At 69.9% G+C, this 15371-nt stretch carries 15 protein-coding genes; 1 reads left to right on the forward strand and 14 read right to left on the reverse strand.

Translation table 11 applies throughout. The features are described 5' to 3' along the window. Positions 1–67: 67 nt before the first annotated feature. The 12 genes from ACIBEI_RS02645 to ACIBEI_RS02700 form a co-directional block, all read right to left on the reverse strand. On the reverse strand, positions 68–1108 hold the full coding sequence (locus ACIBEI_RS02645; protein ID WP_398884300.1) for a methionine synthase II (cobalamin-independent)-like protein: 1041 nt from the start codon (positions 1106–1108) through the stop codon (positions 68–70). Positions 1109–1111: 3 nt separating this feature from the next. Next, positions 1112–1669: a heme-binding protein gene (locus ACIBEI_RS02650; RefSeq protein ID WP_398884302.1), complete on the reverse strand. Its 558-nt coding sequence runs from the start codon at positions 1667–1669 to the stop codon at positions 1112–1114. 48 nt (positions 1670–1717) lie between these two features. Further along, positions 1718–2503 (reverse strand): alpha/beta fold hydrolase, encoded by a 786-nt coding sequence (locus ACIBEI_RS02655; protein WP_398884304.1) that lies wholly within the window; start codon positions 2501–2503, stop codon positions 1718–1720. A gap of 26 nt (positions 2504–2529) precedes the next feature. Continuing rightward, positions 2530–2901, reverse strand: coding sequence for a VOC family protein (locus ACIBEI_RS02660; RefSeq protein WP_398884306.1), 372 nt, complete (start codon positions 2899–2901; stop codon positions 2530–2532). After that, on the reverse strand, positions 2898–3668 hold the full coding sequence (locus tag ACIBEI_RS02665; protein ID WP_398884308.1) for a fumarylacetoacetate hydrolase family protein: 771 nt from the start codon (positions 3666–3668) through the stop codon (positions 2898–2900). Before ACIBEI_RS02665 ends, ACIBEI_RS02660 begins: the two co-directional genes overlap by 4 nt. 6 nt (positions 3669–3674) lie before the next feature. After that, positions 3675–5123, reverse strand: coding sequence for an NAD-dependent succinate-semialdehyde dehydrogenase (locus tag ACIBEI_RS02670; protein WP_398884310.1), 1449 nt, complete (start codon positions 5121–5123; stop codon positions 3675–3677). A gap of 20 nt (positions 5124–5143) precedes the next feature. Beyond that, positions 5144–6064: a VOC family protein gene (locus ACIBEI_RS02675; RefSeq protein WP_398884312.1), complete on the reverse strand. Its 921-nt coding sequence runs from the start codon at positions 6062–6064 to the stop codon at positions 5144–5146. A 122-nt stretch (positions 6065–6186) separates the two neighbouring features. Further along, the gene (locus tag ACIBEI_RS02680; RefSeq protein WP_398884314.1) at positions 6187–7098 is read right to left on the reverse strand and encodes a LysR family transcriptional regulator; all 912 of its coding nucleotides are present in this window, start codon (positions 7096–7098) and stop codon (positions 6187–6189) included. Between the two features lie 51 nt (positions 7099–7149). Then, entirely contained in the window at positions 7150–8112 is a 963-nt protein-coding gene (locus tag ACIBEI_RS02685; RefSeq protein WP_398884316.1) for a sugar ABC transporter substrate-binding protein, read from the reverse strand. Positions 8113–8312: 200 nt separating this feature from the next. Then, positions 8313–9341, reverse strand: a complete 1029-nt coding sequence (locus tag ACIBEI_RS02690) for an ABC transporter permease (RefSeq protein ID WP_398884318.1) — start codon at positions 9339–9341, stop codon at positions 8313–8315. After that, entirely contained in the window at positions 9338–10825 is a 1488-nt protein-coding gene (locus ACIBEI_RS02695; RefSeq protein ID WP_398884320.1) for a sugar ABC transporter ATP-binding protein, read from the reverse strand. The genes ACIBEI_RS02690 and ACIBEI_RS02695 overlap by 4 nt, the downstream gene beginning before the upstream one ends. Beyond that, positions 10822–11385, reverse strand: coding sequence for a carboxymuconolactone decarboxylase family protein (locus ACIBEI_RS02700; protein WP_398884322.1), 564 nt, complete (start codon positions 11383–11385; stop codon positions 10822–10824). The genes ACIBEI_RS02695 and ACIBEI_RS02700 overlap by 4 nt, the downstream gene beginning before the upstream one ends. A gap of 252 nt (positions 11386–11637) precedes the next feature. Between ACIBEI_RS02700 and ACIBEI_RS02705 the strand changes: the two genes are divergently transcribed. Then, positions 11638–12042, forward strand: a complete 405-nt coding sequence (locus tag ACIBEI_RS02705) for a cupin domain-containing protein (protein ID WP_398884324.1) — start codon at positions 11638–11640, stop codon at positions 12040–12042. A gap of 17 nt (positions 12043–12059) precedes the next feature. On the opposite strand, the gene ACIBEI_RS02710 is transcribed toward ACIBEI_RS02705, so the two are convergent. Together ACIBEI_RS02710 and ACIBEI_RS02715 are read right to left on the reverse strand one after the other, a co-directional pair. Beyond that, the gene (locus ACIBEI_RS02710) at positions 12060–13706 is read right to left on the reverse strand and encodes a carboxylesterase/lipase family protein (RefSeq protein WP_398884326.1); all 1647 of its coding nucleotides are present in this window, start codon (positions 13704–13706) and stop codon (positions 12060–12062) included. A 271-nt stretch (positions 13707–13977) separates the two neighbouring features. Continuing rightward, positions 13978–15303: an MFS transporter gene (locus tag ACIBEI_RS02715; protein ID WP_398884328.1), complete on the reverse strand. Its 1326-nt coding sequence runs from the start codon at positions 15301–15303 to the stop codon at positions 13978–13980. Between the last annotated feature and the right edge of the window lie 68 nt (positions 15304–15371).

Genomic DNA, 15371 nt, shown 5'->3' on the forward strand with positions numbered 1-15371 from the left:
GGGCGCGCTTCCCGGCCGTTTCCGGACCGCATAGGGGCTGCATAGGGGCCGCATCGGGGTCATCGGCTCAGAACTCGTTGCCCCAGCAGTAGCGGGCGACGGTCTCCACCAGGACCAGTTTGCGGCGCTGATCCTCGGCGCTCAGCAGCGGTCGGGCGGCCGAGTCGGCGAAGCCGCGCGACGGTGCGACGGCCATGTCCTCGATGTCCTTGACCTCGGCGCCGGCGTCGATGCGGGCCAACACCGTGTCGATGTCCTCCAGTTCGGGCACGGCCGGGTCCACGACGCCCAGGCAGGCGTCCCGGTCCTCGGGCAACGCCCTGAGCAGGTCCAGCTCGGCGGCGGTGCCTTTGTCGTACGGCAGGATCCAGCGGTCGGCCGGGACCTCGCCGTAGAGGCTCTCGGCCCCGGCCCGGTCCACCACCGCGGGCGCCGCCCAGCCCGGGCAGACGCCGATGCGCACGCCTGCCGGTCGCACGTCGAGGCGTACGGCCTGTGCCTCCACGGCCAGCGCGTCCACGAAGGAGAGCGGGCCGGGCTCGGCCGGGTCGGCGGCGACCTGGCCGAGGAGGAGCGGGTTGTTGAGCTGGATCAGCCGGACGCCCCGGGAGACCAGCAGCTCGATCTCCGCGTGGATGATCTCCGCGAGGGCCTCGCCGAGTTCGCGGGCCGAGGCCGGGCCTCCGGAGCCGGCCAGCTCCGGGGCGAAGGTGGTCGCGGCCAGGTAGGCCGGTGACGGCAGGGTGACCTTGGGCGCGATCACCGTCAGGTCCGCGATCCGCCCGGCCCAGTCGGCGAGCAGCGGGCCACTGGCCTTGGGCAGGGCCTCCGCCACCCAGCGGGTCAGCCCGTCGGCGGTCCGCTCCTCCGTACGCCGGAAGCCGGAGACCGCGTCGAGGACTGCCCCGCGGAAGTCCTCGCGTGGGAAGTCGCCGTCGGTGACGACCGTGGAGCGCAGCCTGCGCTGGTAGGCCACCGCCTCCTCTACCGCGGTGAGTTCGGCCTTGTGCAGGGCCTCGGGGTCGGCGGCCGCCCTGGCCGCGAGGAGTTCGGCGGGGCGGACCAGGCTGCCGTGGTGGTCGATGCGGTAGTTGAAGGTGTCCGCCATGGCTCAGGCCCCCCTTTCCGTGGTCCGGTTTTCCGAGGTCCCGTTTTCCGAGGGCGCGGCGGTCCCGTTATCCGTAGGCCCGGCGGTCCCGTTTCCCGTGGACCCGGCCTGCGTGCCCGCGACACCCCAGGCCGCGAACTCCAGCTCGTAGCCGAGGGATTGGAGTACGTCGTCGGCGACCTGCTGGTCCTCTTCGGCGGTGCCGCCCGCGATGCCGAGGCCGCCGATGATCTCGCCGTCCTTCTTGATGGTGACGCTGCCCTCGGTGGCCATGATCGGCAGGGCCGCGCCCGGGAGTTGGGAGAGCTGGGCGAAGAAGACCGGCTGGCTCTCCTGCCACTTCTTCAGCATCTTTCCGGGGCGCTGCATGACGGCCGCGGTGTACGCCTTGGCGCGGGCGATGTCCGGGGTCAGCGGGCGGGCGCCGTCCGAGCGGCGGACGCTGATGACGAAGCCGCCCGCGTCCACCACCGCGACGCTCACCGCCTTTCCCAGGGACTGGGCGCGCTTCAGTGCGGCGTCGACCATCTCGTCGGCGGCGTCGAGCGTGAGGCTGCTCATGCTGCTTCCTTCGATACGGGGGTCATACGGCTTCCTTGGAGGTGGTGCTCATGCGGTTTCCTTCGGTGCGGTGAGGGTGCGGCGCAGACGGGCGACGGCCGCGTTGTACTTGTCGGGCGTCTCCCAGTACATGGAGTGCGGGGCGTCCGGGACGATCTCCAGGTGGGAGCCGGGCAGCAGTTCGTGGGCCCGGGTCACGGTCTTCACGCCGAGCACCGCGTCCCGCTCGCCGGCCAGGAAGGCGACCGCGACTCCCGAGGCCCGGATGTCGCCAAGAGACGGTCCGTCGGTGTCGAGGTTGCGCAGGTCGGCCATCTTCGCGACGTTGAAGGTGCCCATCTGCTGGAAGAGGAAGGTGAGGTCGGGGCGCTCCTCCTGGAACCGCTTGGTCAACAGGCGGTCGATGACGGGGAGTTTGACGGCCTCGGCGCGGTCGGCGGCGGCCAGTTCCCTGAGTTCGGGGTGGCTGATGCCGCCGAGGGAGTGCCCGAGGGCGACGGAGGAGACGCGTTCCGGGCGCAGGAGGGCGGCACGCAGGGCGGCGACGGAGCCGATGGACTGGCCGACGAGCATGACGTCGGTGAGGTCCTCGGCGTCCAGTACGGCGACCACGTCGCCGGGGAAGTCCTGGCCGTCGAACTCGGACATGGAGGAGTCGGACTTGCCGAAGCCGCGCAGGTCCACGGTGACGACCGTGAACTCCTCGCGCAGTGCGGTGACTTGCTGCCACCAGGCGGCATGGTGACCGCCGCTGCCGTGTACGAACAGGATCGCCGGGCCGCTGCCGTGGCGTTCGTAGTAGATGGAGGTGCCGTCGGAGTCGGCGAGAGGCATGTGGGTGAACTCCCGGTCTCGCGCTGTCAGTTGGGGCGCTTGCTGTGCCAGACCAGCTCGATCATGGTGTGGTCGGGGTCGTGGATGTAGCAGAACTTGGACTGGTTCTCCGGGCGTTGGATCGGGCGGGTGTGCCGGATCCCCAGGTCCTTGAGGTGGTCGAGGAATTCGTCCCAGTCGTCGACCTCGACGGCGAAGTGATAGGGCGCCATGCGCTCCATCTCCTCGACCGGCGTGAAGTGCAGATCGAAGTTGCCCCGGGTCATCAGCACCACACGGGTGTTGGACTTGGGCATGATCCGCTTCATTCCGAAGACCTTGGTGTACCAGTCGGCGGTCCGGTCGGCGTCGGTGGTGGGGAAGTTGACGTGGTGGATGTAGCGGGGTGCGTTGCTCATGACGGAATCCCTTCGCTGTGTACGGGGTTGGACAGGACGCCGATGCCGCTGATCTCGATGTCCACGGTGTCCCCGGGTTCGAGTTGGCAGGTGGACTCGGCGCCCATCCACAGCACGTCGCCCGGGTGCATAGTGATGTGTCTGGTGATCTCGACGATGTGATCGAAGGGGTCGAAGACCATGTCGCCGGTGGCGAACGAGGCGCGGACCTCCCCGTTCACACGGAGCGTGGTGGTCTGTGCGAGGGCGTCGACGTCGGTCTCGATCCAGGGCCCCATCGGCTTGAACGTGTCGCTGTTCTTGCTGCGCCAGAACGTGCGGTCCTGGTGCTGCCAGGTCCGGGCGCTGACGTCGTTGCCGATCGTCCAGCCGAAGACCGACGTACGTGCTTCCTCGTGTGTGGCGTGCCGCAGGGTGCGGCCGATGACCGCGACGAGTTCCGGCTCGGCCTCGAACCTGCCCTCGACACCGGCGGGTTTGACGATGGGCTGCCCATGGCCGGTGAGCGCGTTGTTGGCTCGGTAGCCCACCTCGGGGCGGGCCGGTATCTCGGCGCGCGCGTGCTCGATGTGCCGCCGGTAGTTCAGGCCGACCGCGTAGAACACGGGCGGGACGACCGCCGGCAGCCAGGTCGCGGCGGCGCGCGGCACAGCGCCGATCACGACGGGGGTGCCCTCGAGCGGAGACTCGGACAGCAGCTCGATGTCCTCCTCCCCCACGCGTCCCCACACCGCCCGGCCGTCGACCGAGACCCGGGTGTACCTCATGGCACCTCAGCCCGCCAGCAGATGGGAGACACGCTTGGTGACCAGGTAGGCGTCCAGTGCCTCCGGCCCGCCCTCCCTGCCGTAGCCGCTCTCCTTGACTCCCCCGGAGGGCGCCTCGCTGACGGAGCCGCCGCAGTGGTTGAGAGACAGGATCCCGGCCTCCAGTTCGCGCACGAGCCGCTCGGCGGTGGCGGCGGACTCCGTGAATCCGTACGCCGCCAGTCCGTACGGCAGTTCGTTCGCGGTGGCGAGCGCCTCGTCGAGGTCGGAGAACGGCACGACGGGTGCGATCGGCCCGAACGGCTCCTCGCGCATCAGGTCCGCGTCCGCCGGTACGTCGGTGAGGACGGTCGGCGCGTAGAAGTACCCGGCGCGGTCGAGCCGTTCGCCGCCCGTGCGCACGGTGGCGCCACGGTTGACGGCGTCCGCGGTAAGGCGCCGCATCGCGCGCAGCCGGCGCTCGTTGGCGAGCGGCCCCATCGTCGTGCCCTCAGCCAGGCCGTCGCCGACGACGACGGCTTCGGCGGCCTTCACGAACTCGGCGGTGAAGTCCTCGACGAGGCTCTCGTGGACGAGGAACCGGCTCGGCGAGGTGCACACCTGGCCCGCGTTGGCGAACTTCGCCCGGGCCGCGCGGCGGGCGGCCACGGCCGGGTCGGCGTCGGAGCACACGATCACCGGGGCGTGCCCGCCCAGCTCCATCAGGGAGGGCTTCATGACCTGCCCGGCCGCGGCGGCCAGCAGCTTGCCCACGGGGACCGAGCCGGTGAAGGCGACAAGGCGGGTGACCGGGGAGGCGATCAAGTGGGCGGACACCTCGGCCGGTTCGCCGAAGACGAGGTTCAGCACCCCGGCCGGCAGACCCGCGTCCTCGAAGCAGCCCACCAGGGCCGCGGCGGTGGCCGGCGTCTCCTCCGAGGCCTTGATGACGATCGAGCAGCCGGCGGAGAGCGCGGAGGAGATCTTCCGCATCGGGCCGCCGGCCGGGAAGTTCCACGGGACGAACGCGGCCACGGGGCCTATCGGTTCGCGCCGTACGGAGAGCATGGTGCCGGGGGCGGACGGGATGATGCGGCCGTACGCGCGGCGGGCGTCGTCGGCGTGCCAGCGCAGGGTGTCCGCGACGCGGCGGGCCTCGCCGGTCGCCTCCGCGAGGGGCTTGCCCTGTTCCAGGGTCATGATCCGGCCGACGGCGACGGCCCGCTCGGTGAGCAGGTCTGCGGCCGCGTGAAGGATCTCGGTACGCCTGTCGACGGGCGTGTCCCGCCAGGTCCCGAAGCCCACGGCCGCCGCGTGAAGGGCGTGGTCGAGATCCGCGGTGGTGGCGAGCGGTACGTCTCCGATCACCTCCTCGGTGGCCGGGTTGACGATCGGGGCGGTCCGTCCGGTGCCGCCCTGGCACCACTCGCCCGCGATGTACATACGGACGGCGGGGTAGCCGTGGTCGGTGGTCATCAGTGGGTGCCCTCTCAGGGTCAGGTCTGGGCCGGGGCTTCCTGGTCACGGTTGGTGCGCAGCGCCCAGATGTGGTGGGGCGGTGTGGTCTCGTGGACACGGGTCTCATAGGTGTCGTCGACCCGGTCCATGTCGGCGGCGTACTCGACCCGGCCGCCGCACGGCGCGTGCAGGAAGCGGAAGACGTTGGACCCGATGGTGTGGCGGCCGAGCTTGCGGGCCTCCCGCCAGCCCTGGTCGATCATGTGATTGCCGCCCTCGACGACGTCGTCGAAGCCCGGGACCTCGTACGCGATGTGGTTGACGCCGGGCCGGTCGGGGCGGTGGCAGAGCAGCATGGTGTGCTGGTCGTCGTCGCCCGGTGCCTGGAGGAAGACGCCCATGGGTTCGACGACGTCGGTGGGCCGGAAGCCGAGGCGCTCCACGTAGAAGGCGACGGCTTCCTCCCGGCCCTGCTTGGCGATGTTCAGGGCGACGTGGCACATGCGCAGCGGGCGTACGCGGGTGATCGGTTCCAGGGCGGTGTTCCAGCGGTTGACGCTGCCCGTTGCGTTGGCGGGCCGGGGTGTGACGGGCACGGCCTTCGGTCGGGCGAGGGCCAGTCCCACTCCGAAGCCGGTCTCGTCCACGGTGTGGTGGACGCCGTCGGCGCTCTCGTGGGCCTTGCGGTCACGGCTTGCCGCGGCGACCAGCCGCTGCAGTTCCCGTGGGGTGTCGACGCCCCACACCACCTCGCGCAGGGTGGGGCCGGCCTCCACCGGTGGCGGCAGTCGCGGGCCGGGGCGGGAGTCCAGGTGGAGGGTCTGGCCGGTGAGCGTCTCGAAGACCGCGTGTTCGTCGGTCCGCTCGACCGGGAACAGCCCGAAGTCGTCGAAGAATCGGACGCATTCGTCGACATCGTCGATACCGTAGGTGACCGATTCGATTCGCTGGATTCCCATGGATGCCTCGTTTCGCTGGTCGCCCGGCGAGCGTAGATTTCGGATCGTGGGGCCCTCAATGACCTGGGCTCTGCTGAATTCGCAATCGTTTCTTGCGGCTTGCGACTACGACCGGATCGCGGCTATGACCGGATCGCCGGAATCGGATTCTGTGAGAACCATTCGGCGAGGAAGGCCAGGAACACGCTGACCTTGCGGGGCGTCGCCTGTCCGGGGCCGTAGATCGCGTACAAGGGGCGGTCGGGCACGGCCAGTTCGGGCAGCAGGACCTGGAGCGCGCCGGACACGAGGTCGTCGTACGCCGGCCGCTGCGGCAGCAGGGCGATGCCACGACCGTGAACGGCCGCTTTCTGCAGGGCGATGTACGAGTTGGACGAGAAGGCGATGTTGCGGATCTTGTGGAGGGTGCTCGCGTGTCCGTGCCCGATGCGCCAGACGGGGTCGTTGACGTGCACGAGGCAGTCGTGGTGGGCGAGGGCGTTCGGTTCGGTGAGCGGGCCCTCACGGTCCAGATAATCCTTGGCTGCGCAGAGCACGAAGGGCAGCGAGGCGATCTTCTTCAGACGGACGCTCGAATCGCGCAGGTCCCGGGTGTGGAAGGCGATGTCGAATCCGCTGTCCAGGAAGTCGTAGGTGCGGTCGGACATACCGCCGAGCTCGAAGCGGATGCTGATTTTCGGATGGGCGGCGGAAAAGGCGGCTATCGCGTCTCCGAGGTCCAGGCTTCCTATCCACTTCGGGCAGATGATGCTGAGCGAACCCTCGGCGCGGTCGTGGAGGTGGGAGAGGCTGGCGTCCTCGGCGTCAATCTCGTCGAGGATGCGCGCGGCGAACTCGGCGTACCGCCGGCCGGGTTCGGTGAGGCTCACCGAGCGGGCCGTGCGGTTGACCAGGCGGACACCCACCTGTCGTTCCAGTTCGGCGACGTGCCGTGACACCAGGGAGCCCGAGGAGCCCAGCTTCTTGGCGGCTCCGCTGAAGCTGCCGGCCTGCGCGACGGTGACGAAGCTGTGCATGAGCAGCAGGCGATCCATGATTCCTCCGGGGGACGCGTGGGACGGACATCGCGTCCCGTCGGGGCTCGCTCACTTGGGGCAGTACTGAGGTGCCTCGCCCACGTTGTCCTTGGTCACCAAGACAAGAGGAATGTTGGCAATCTTGTCAACACCTTGTTCGTCGTCGAGCAGCCCGATCGTGTTCTTGACCGCCGTCCGGCCGATCTCCATGGCCGAGTTGGCCACGGTGGCGGCGAGATCCCCGCTCTGGACGGCCGCCAGGCCCTCCTCCGTGCCGTTCACGCTGACGATCTTCACGTCGTCGGCGCCGGCCGCGTCGAACGCCTTGCGCACGGCGAAGGCCATCTCCTCGTTGGCCACGAAGGCGTAGTCGAGGTCGGGGTGGGCCTGGATCATGTTCTCGGCGACGTCCTGCGCCTTGGCCGGGTTGAACATGCCGGGCTGGTTCGCCACGACCTCGGCGTTCGACGGCAGGGCGTCCTTGAATCCGCCCACGAGCAGCTCGGAGGCGGCGCCGGGGGCACCCGCGACGATCCCGACGTTCACGTCCTTGCCTGCCGCGTCCTTCTCGATCCAGCCCGCGTCCAGCTCGCCGACCTTCTTGAGGTCGACCACGGCGGCGCCCAGGACGTCGGACATGTCGGAGGTGGCGACGGAGGTCAGATAGATCGGGATACCGGCGCTCTTCGCCTTGGCTATGTCGCCTTCCAGGGCGTCGACGTTGACCGTCTGGACGATCAGCGCGTCCACGCTGCGGGAGATCATGTCCTCGATGTTGGACAGCTCGGTCCCCGCGTCCTGCTTGGAGTTGGCCGAGTAGACCTTGGCCCCGTCCGCCTTCGCGGTCTCTTCCACCGACTTGAGGAGACAGGTGTGGAAGTGGGTGTTGGCGCCGTTGACGAACCCTAGGGAGACCGAGCCGTCGGCAGCGCCCCCGGCGTCGTTCTCCGAGCCGCATCCGGAGAGGACGAGCGCGGCGGCGCCGACGAACGAGACCGCGGCGGCGCGGCCGGAGTGGACCTTGGGCTTCATGGGGTTGGCCTTTCCTGCGTCATCGAAGAATCGAAGAGAGGTACGTGGTGGAGTGCGGGAGACAGCGCGCGGACGGCGGAGGGCGCGCGGAGGTCGTGCGGCCTGTTCGGACGACGTCCGATCCGGGATCCGGAGTCGGACGACATCCGGCGTGGGGCCGCGCGACCGAGACGTGTGTTCCTGAGCTGAACGGCTCGGGGTCAGTGGCCCGGCGGGGACTTGCGCTGGAACTCGTTGATGATCGCCGCGACGAGCAACACCCCGCCGGTGACGACGAATTGGTAGTAGCTGTTGACCTGGAGCAGGTTGAGCGCGTTGGCGACGACGCCGAGCAGCATCACGCCGAGGACCGTGCCCACGACGGTGCCGTGGCCGCCCGCGAGTGAGGTGCCGCCGATGACCACCGCGGCGACGGCGGTCAACTGCAGTTGCAGGCCACCGGTGTTGGGGGCGGCGGCACCGAGCCGCGAGAGCAGCATCAGTCCGGCCAGGCCCGCGAGGGCGCCGGCGAGGGCGTAGAGGGCGAGTTTGCGTCCGGACACGTTGATGCCGCTCAGCCGGGCCACGTGTTCGTTGCCGCCCATCGCGAAGGCGTCGCGGCCGAAGGTGGTGAACCGCATGGCCAGACCGACCGCCGTGAGCACGAGGAGCGCCACGACCAACAGGTAGGGGATGCCGAGGAGTTCGGAGTTGCCCAGCGCGGACATCCTGTCGCCGATGGTGACGCTCATACCGTTGAGTACCAGCAGCGCCACACCGTCGAGCAGCATCGCGGAGGCGAGGGTGGCGACGAACGGGGCGACCCGGGTGAAGGTCACGACCAGTCCGTTGACCAGGCCCACCACCGTGGCGAGGAGCAGGCTGATCACCACGGTCAGGGGCGTGGACCAGCCGTCGTGCAGCAGTTGGGCCGCCACGGCCACGGTGACGGCCGCGTTGCTGCCCATGGAGAAGTCCATGCCGCCCGCGGTCATCAGCAGGGTCAGCCCGGCCGCGATGACGGCGGTCACGCTGATCTGTCGCAGTACGTTGAGCAGGTTCTGCGAGCTGGTGAAGGAGTCCGCCTGCAGTGCGGTGAACAGTGCCACCAGGACGAGCACGGCGATCAGTCCGGCGTGCGGGATCCTGAGCAGCGCCCGGGGTGTCGGGCGGGAGGCTGTGTGCTCGGGCGGCGGGCTGTCCACGACGTCCGGGGAGGCGGAGGAGGTGGCGGGGGTCTTGAGGCTCACTGGGGTTGACCTCCGAGAGCGGTGGCGACGAGCTCGTCGCGGGTGATGGCGGTGATGTCGTGCTCGGCGACCGTGCGGCCGGCGCTGACGACGACGACACGGTCGGCGAGGCGCATCACCTCCTCGGCGGAGGAGGAGGCGAGCAGCACGGCGACACCACTCGATGCGAGGTCGTCCACGAGGGCGTGGATGTCGGCCATGGCCGCCACGTCCACCCCGTTGGTCGGGTCCTCCAGGAAGCAGGCGACCGGATCGGTCTCCAGCCACTTGCCCAGCAGGACCTTCTGCTGGTTGCCGCCGGACAGCGCGCCCACCGGTGGATTCCCGGCGAGGGCGACCACTCCGTAGCTGCTGCGCAAAGGGGCTGCCCGGCGGGCGAGTTCGGTACGGCGGTGGAGTCGGCGTCCTGCCAGGCGGTCGCCCGCGAGCATCAGGTTCTCGTCCAGGGACAGCCCCTGGACCAGGCCCAGACTCCGGCGGTCGCCCGTGACGCAGCGCAGTCCGGCGGCGAGCGGGGCCGCGACCCGGCCGAAGGGGACGGACCTGCCGTCGATGCGCAGTTCGCCGGTGTCCGGGCGCCGGCGTCCGGACAGCAGGTCGAACAGCCGGGACTGCGCGTCGCCCGCGGGGCCGAGCACGGCGACGATCTCGCCCTTGCGCACCTCGACGGTGAAGTCCCGCACGGCCCGCCCGTGGCTCAGTCCGTGTACGGCGAGTCCGCTCTCGTCCTTCGGCGCGGGACGCTCGGGGCGCCGGGAGACCACGTCCCGGCCGACCATGCTGCGGACGAGTCCGGCGCGGTCCATCTCGACGGCCGGTGCGGTGGCCACCACTCCCCCGTCACGCAGGACGGTGAGTCGGTCCGCCACGGCCATGACCTCGTCGATGTAGTGCGAGATGTAGACGACGGCGACGCCCTCGTCGCGCAGGGTCCGCACCAACTCCCGTATGCGGTCGGCGTCCTTGGCGCTCAGACAGGCGGTCGGCTCGTCGAGGATCAGGATCCGTCCGCCGCGGCGGACCTCCCGGGCCACCTCGACCATGGTCTGTTCGGCGACGGTGAGGGATCCCGCGACGCGCCGGCCGTCGATGTCGATGCCGAGTGCGGACAGCGCCTTCCCCGCCTCGTCCCTGACCGCCTTCCAGTGCACGGTGCCGCGCCGGGTGGGCAGATCGCCGAGCATGACGTTCTCGGCCACGGTCAGGCCCGTGGCGAGTTCGCGGCGCTGCGGCACCGAGGCGATGCCGAGCCGGCGGGCCCTGCGCACGGTGAGTGCGGTGTGCGGCCGGCCGTCGACCTCGATGGTGCCCGCGTCGGCCTGGTGGACCCCGGAGAGGATCTGCACCAGCGTCGACTTGCCCGCGCCGTTCATGCCCATCAGCGCGTGGATCTCGCCGGGGTACAGGTCCAGGTCCACGCCCTTCAGCGCGGCCGCGCCGCCGAAGCTCTTGGTGACGCCCCGTACGCGAAGGAGGGGATTCACGGCCGCGGCCGGTCGGCGCCGGGTACGACCCGCTGGTAGCCGCGGATGTCCGGGAAGGGGGGCTCGCGGTCGGCCTGCAGATCCACCTGGAAGGTGTTGAGGCACATGCCGAGCATCGTGAAGTTGCCGAGCGCGCCGATGGTGTCGACCAGCCCCTTGGCTCCGAAGTGGTCCAGTGCGCGGGCGAAGGTCTCGTCGGAGACGAAGTGCTCGTCGAGGATCTCCCGGCAGAACTGGTAGAAGGCCTGGTCCGATTCGGTGTCGAAGACCGCCTCGCGCCTCTCGGCGACGGCCTTGACCGCGGCCTCCGGGATGCCTGCCTCGATCGCCTGGCGCACATGCGCGTTCCAGGAGTACTGCGCGTCCCAGTTGCGGGCGGCCATCAGCAGGGCGAGTTCGCGCAGGTGCTCGGGCAGGCCGCAGTCGAAGCGGGCGAACGCTCCGAGGGACTCGGCGCGTTCGCACATCTCCGGACTGTGCAGCCAGACGCGGAACGGACCGCGGACGGCACCGCGGCGGCCGGCGATACGGGCGGCCAGCTCCTGCTGCCGCGGAGTCATTTCCTCTTCACTGAGAACGGGGAGCCTCATGTGGCCGATACCTGCCTTTTCTTTCCGGCGCGTTTCCGGCACGGATCGAGAAGCCGTGCGATGGCAGCCGACGGTACAACCGGGTTCGAGAAGCTCACCCCTCCCGGAGCGCAACGTAAAACTGCACGCCGGAGGGCACCCATTCACGGGCACGCGACCTAACGTCGTTCGACGCAGCTCCGAGTAACCCGAGAGACCCCAGAGAACGGTGAGGAACCCCGGATGACCACCATCGTCAAAGTCGCGTCCGTGCCCCCGCTCAGCCGGGGCGGTGCCGTCGTGAGCACACCGCTCATCACGACGACGTCGGCGGGCGGGGAGAACCGGATCACCAGCGGGATGAGCGTGTATCCGGTCGGCTCCGGGGCGCCGATGCACTCGCACAACTGCGACGAGCACGTGACCATCCTCGACGGGGAGGCGGAGGTGGTGGTGGACGGTGAGGTGACGAAGCTGGAGCGGTTCGACACGACGTATGTCCCCTCGCCCCTCCCGCATCTCTTCCGGAACATCGGCGACACACCGCTGCGCATTCTGTGGGTCTACACGTCGGGGACGGTGACCCGCACGTTCACCGAGACCGGGGTGACGGTGGAGCACCTGTCGGCGCAGGATCAGATGGCGTGAGACGGCATGTCCCGGGTTCAAGGGGCGAGGCTCCTCCAGAACGCCGTGTTGTGCTCGGTGCCGAACCGGTCGGTGACCCTGGAGCACGCGGCCGGGGGCCGGTCGGTGGACGGTGAGGTGTCGCAGGCCGACAGCGACATCATCTCCTCGGCCCTGGGGTCGTACTTCGGCCACCTCGGGGTGTGTTCGCCGTTCGGGTCGCCCTTCGCCGTGAACACGCCCCAGTACCGGATCATCTGGTCGGACAGTTCCATCTGGTCGTCGCTGTACGGCAGGGTCTGCCCGAGGTAGTCCCAGATGTAGCCGAGATCGTCGACGTGAGTGGCGCCGAACGGGAAGTTCCGGGCGACCTCGCTCTTCTGCTGGATCAGGTGGATGGACGTGAACTGCGGTGTGTCGCTCTCGGTGAACTCGTAGGCGTACGTGGGCACATACCGCGCGAGCTGTCCCATGACCCGCTGACGGGTGTACGAGGTCGAGTCGTTCTGCACGGTGGTCCACGCCACCCCTGGGGAGTCGAACCCGGTGACGGGATATTCGGCGAGGACCCGGTCCGCGTCGGTGCCGTACGTCGACCTCACCAGTGCCTCGTACTGCGGTGCGGTCAGTGGTTTGCCCAGGTAGTCGTAGTTCTGGAAGGTGGACAGCGCCCGTTCGTTGTTGACCTGTCCCAGCATGACCGGAACGCGGTTGAACTTCCCGGCGGGGACGGCGACCGCGGGATCGGCAGGGAAGGCGGCGCCCCCGAGCGAGGGCCTGACGCCCGCCTTCTGCTGGGCGGTGACGATCTCGGCGGCGGGCTTTCCGCGCAGACAGTCGAGGACGTCCGAGGCCGTCGAGCAGCCGACCTCCTTGACGAACGCGAGACTTGACGTCTCCCCCGCGCCGGTGGACTGCACACTGCAGCCGCCGCTCATGATGACGGCCCGGGAGAAAAGTCCCTTGGCGGTCGGTGAGGCCAGCTGTGCGCAGACCGAGGACCCGCCTGCGGACTGACCGGCGATGGTGACGTTCCGTGCGTCACCGCCGAAGTGGCCGATGTTGGCCCGTACCCAGCGCAGGGCCGCCTGCTGGTCGAGCAGCCCGAAGGTGCCGGGGCCGTCGGCGTTCTCCTTCCGCAGCTGAGGCAGGTTGAGGTATCCGAGAGCGCCCAGGCGGTAGTTGACGGTGACGACGACCGCGTTCGCCTGCTGTGCGAACCTGCGGGGGTTGGTGTCCTGCCCCGCGCCGCCGGTGAAGCCACCGCCGTGGATCCACACGAGTACCGGCAGCCGCCCCCGCGCTCCGTCCGGCGTGTAGACGTTGAGCGACAGGCAGTCCTCGGTGAGCGTCGGGTCCTCGTAGCCGGGGTCCCAGCCACTCGCCTGGGCACAGCGGTCGCTGAACCGCGTGGCGTCGCGCACCCCGGCCCATCGCGCGGCGGGCCTGGGGGCGGTCCACCGCAGCTTCCCGGCCGGGTCGGCCGCGTACGGGATGCCGAGCCACTGGTCGTACCCGGTCTGGCTACGGCCGCGCACCTTGCCGTTCGTGGTCTCCACCAGCGTGGACGTGGGCCGGGCCGAGTCCTCCGCGGACCGTGTCTGCGCCACCCCCGGGGACAGGAGCCCGAGGCCGATCAGGCTCGCGCTCACCAGGGCGGTCACAGCTGAGCCGAGTGGTCTCATGCGTCGCATCGATCCCTGCTTCCTGTTGGCGTGCCGGGCATGAACAACCAGGAGGGGTGGGCTTGTTGAGGGCGGTCTCGGTGGGCGGCGAGGGGCCGGCTCCGTGGCGGTGAACGTAACCGTGTCACCAATGCGTCGGCAAGATGCGGAACACGATTGTTGACGATTCTTGGGGCGGGTGAGGTGGCCCGGTTCCGTCCGGATGAGTATCGATACGCTCCCGGGCCGCGGTCACCCTCGAACCCGGCCCGGGCACATGTTCCGTGGTGGGTCAGCCGCTGGTGATCAGCTCCTGCCGCGTGCTGCTCTGCGGCGTCCGTCGCGGGCCGCGCAGTGCCGCGATGCCGATGAAGACCATCGACGACAGGCCCGCGATCGCGAAGGCGGTGAAGCCCCAGTCCCCGTTGCCTGCGGCGAGCAGCTGGCCGCCGAGCCACGGGCCGAACACGGCGCCGAAGCGGCCCATGCCGGAGGTCCAGCCGACGGCGGTGGCGCGGTTGTCGGGGGTGGAGCGGATCGAGACCGTCGCGTAGACCATGGTCTGGGCGCTGTTGAGGAACACGCCGGTGAGGAAGACGACCGTGAAGGTCACCGCGAGCGGCATGTGGACGCTGAGCAGGAAGACCCCGGCGGCGGTCAGCGCGAACCAGATCGACGAGATGCGCGGCGCCCCGAACCGGTCGGCGGCCCGGCCCGCGACCAGCATGCCCACGATGCCGCCGAGGTTGAAGAGGACGACGAAGGTGAGCGCGGAGCCCAGCTCGTAGCCCTCGCTGCGCATCAGGGTGGGCAGCCAGGTGGCGACGCCGTAGACGAGCAGCAGTCCGCCGAAGGAGGCCAGCCAGTACAGCAGGGTCTGGGTCCACTCGCCGCCGCGGAACAGGTGGACGAGGGCGTTCCAGCGGTCGGCGGGGGCCTTCTTCCGGGCCGCGGCGGGCAGTTGGACCTCGAAGCGGCCGGCCAGCTCGCGGGCCTCCTCGGTACGGCCCTTGGCGACCAGGAAGCTGAGTGACTCGGGCATGAACCTGGCGAGCACCGGGACGAAGAGCAGCGGGGTCACACAGACCCAGAAGGCGGCGCGCCAGCCGAGGGGCTCCACGATCCACAGGGCCACGTAGGCGGAGAGGATGCCGCCGGCGTGGTGGGCGGTCATCAGCATGCCGATGGTGAGGGCGGTGCGGCCGCGCGGGGCGTAGTCGGAGACCATGCTGATCGCGGTGGGCAGCAGTCCGCCGAGGCCGACTCCGGCGAGCGTGCGGCCGAGGCCGAAGACCGCGACGCTGCCCGACATCGCGCACAGGCCGGAGGCCAGCGAGAAGAGCGTGACGCAGGCGACCATCAGCTTCTTGCGGCCGATGCGGTCGGCGACCGTCCCCGCGGCCAGTGCGCCGACCAGCATGCCGAAGGTGGCGTAACTGCCCAGGTCACCGGCCTGGTCCGGGGTGATGCCGAGGGACTTCTCCGCCAGCATGTGCGGCAGCACCGAGCCGTAGATGAACATGTCGAGGCCGTCGAAGAGCACGGCCAGCCAGCACAGACCGACGACCAGTGCCGCCAGCCTGCCGCCACGGGCGGACAGGGCGAAGGAGGAGGACATCGTTGTTTCCTCTCGTCCAGGAGTCGCGTGCCTGGAGGGGATCGGGGAGGCGGGGTGCGGCGGCCCGA

Source organism: Streptomyces sp. NPDC050988, assembly GCF_044456225.1.
GTDB lineage: Bacteria > Actinomycetota > Actinomycetes > Streptomycetales > Streptomycetaceae > Streptomyces.

Coding starts and splice junctions, on each gene's coding strand:
- ACIBEI_RS02645 (WP_398884300.1), bottom strand. CDS start 1,108: ATGGCGGACACCTTCAACTACCGCATCGACCACCACGGCAGCCTGGTC.
- ACIBEI_RS02650 (WP_398884302.1), bottom strand. CDS start 1,669: ATGAGCAGCCTCACGCTCGACGCCGCCGACGAGATGGTCGACGCCGCA.
- ACIBEI_RS02655 (WP_398884304.1), bottom strand. CDS start 2,503: ATGCCTCTCGCCGACTCCGACGGCACCTCCATCTACTACGAACGCCAC.
- ACIBEI_RS02660 (WP_398884306.1), bottom strand. CDS start 2,901: ATGAGCAACGCACCCCGCTACATCCACCACGTCAACTTCCCCACCACC.
- ACIBEI_RS02665 (WP_398884308.1), bottom strand. CDS start 3,668: ATGAGGTACACCCGGGTCTCGGTCGACGGCCGGGCGGTGTGGGGACGC.
- ACIBEI_RS02670 (WP_398884310.1), bottom strand. CDS start 5,123: ATGACCACCGACCACGGCTACCCCGCCGTCCGTATGTACATCGCGGGC.
- ACIBEI_RS02675 (WP_398884312.1), bottom strand. CDS start 6,064: ATGGGAATCCAGCGAATCGAATCGGTCACCTACGGTATCGACGATGTC.
- ACIBEI_RS02680 (WP_398884314.1), bottom strand. CDS start 7,098: ATGGATCGCCTGCTGCTCATGCACAGCTTCGTCACCGTCGCGCAGGCC.
- ACIBEI_RS02685 (WP_398884316.1), bottom strand. CDS start 8,112: ATGAAGCCCAAGGTCCACTCCGGCCGCGCCGCCGCGGTCTCGTTCGTC.
- ACIBEI_RS02700 (WP_398884322.1), bottom strand. CDS start 11,385: ATGACTCCGCGGCAGCAGGAGCTGGCCGCCCGTATCGCCGGCCGCCGC.
- ACIBEI_RS02705 (WP_398884324.1), top strand. CDS start 11,638: ATGACCACCATCGTCAAAGTCGCGTCCGTGCCCCCGCTCAGCCGGGGC.
- ACIBEI_RS02710 (WP_398884326.1), bottom strand. CDS start 13,706: ATGAGACCACTCGGCTCAGCTGTGACCGCCCTGGTGAGCGCGAGCCTG.
- ACIBEI_RS02715 (WP_398884328.1), bottom strand. CDS start 15,303: ATGTCCTCCTCCTTCGCCCTGTCCGCCCGTGGCGGCAGGCTGGCGGCA.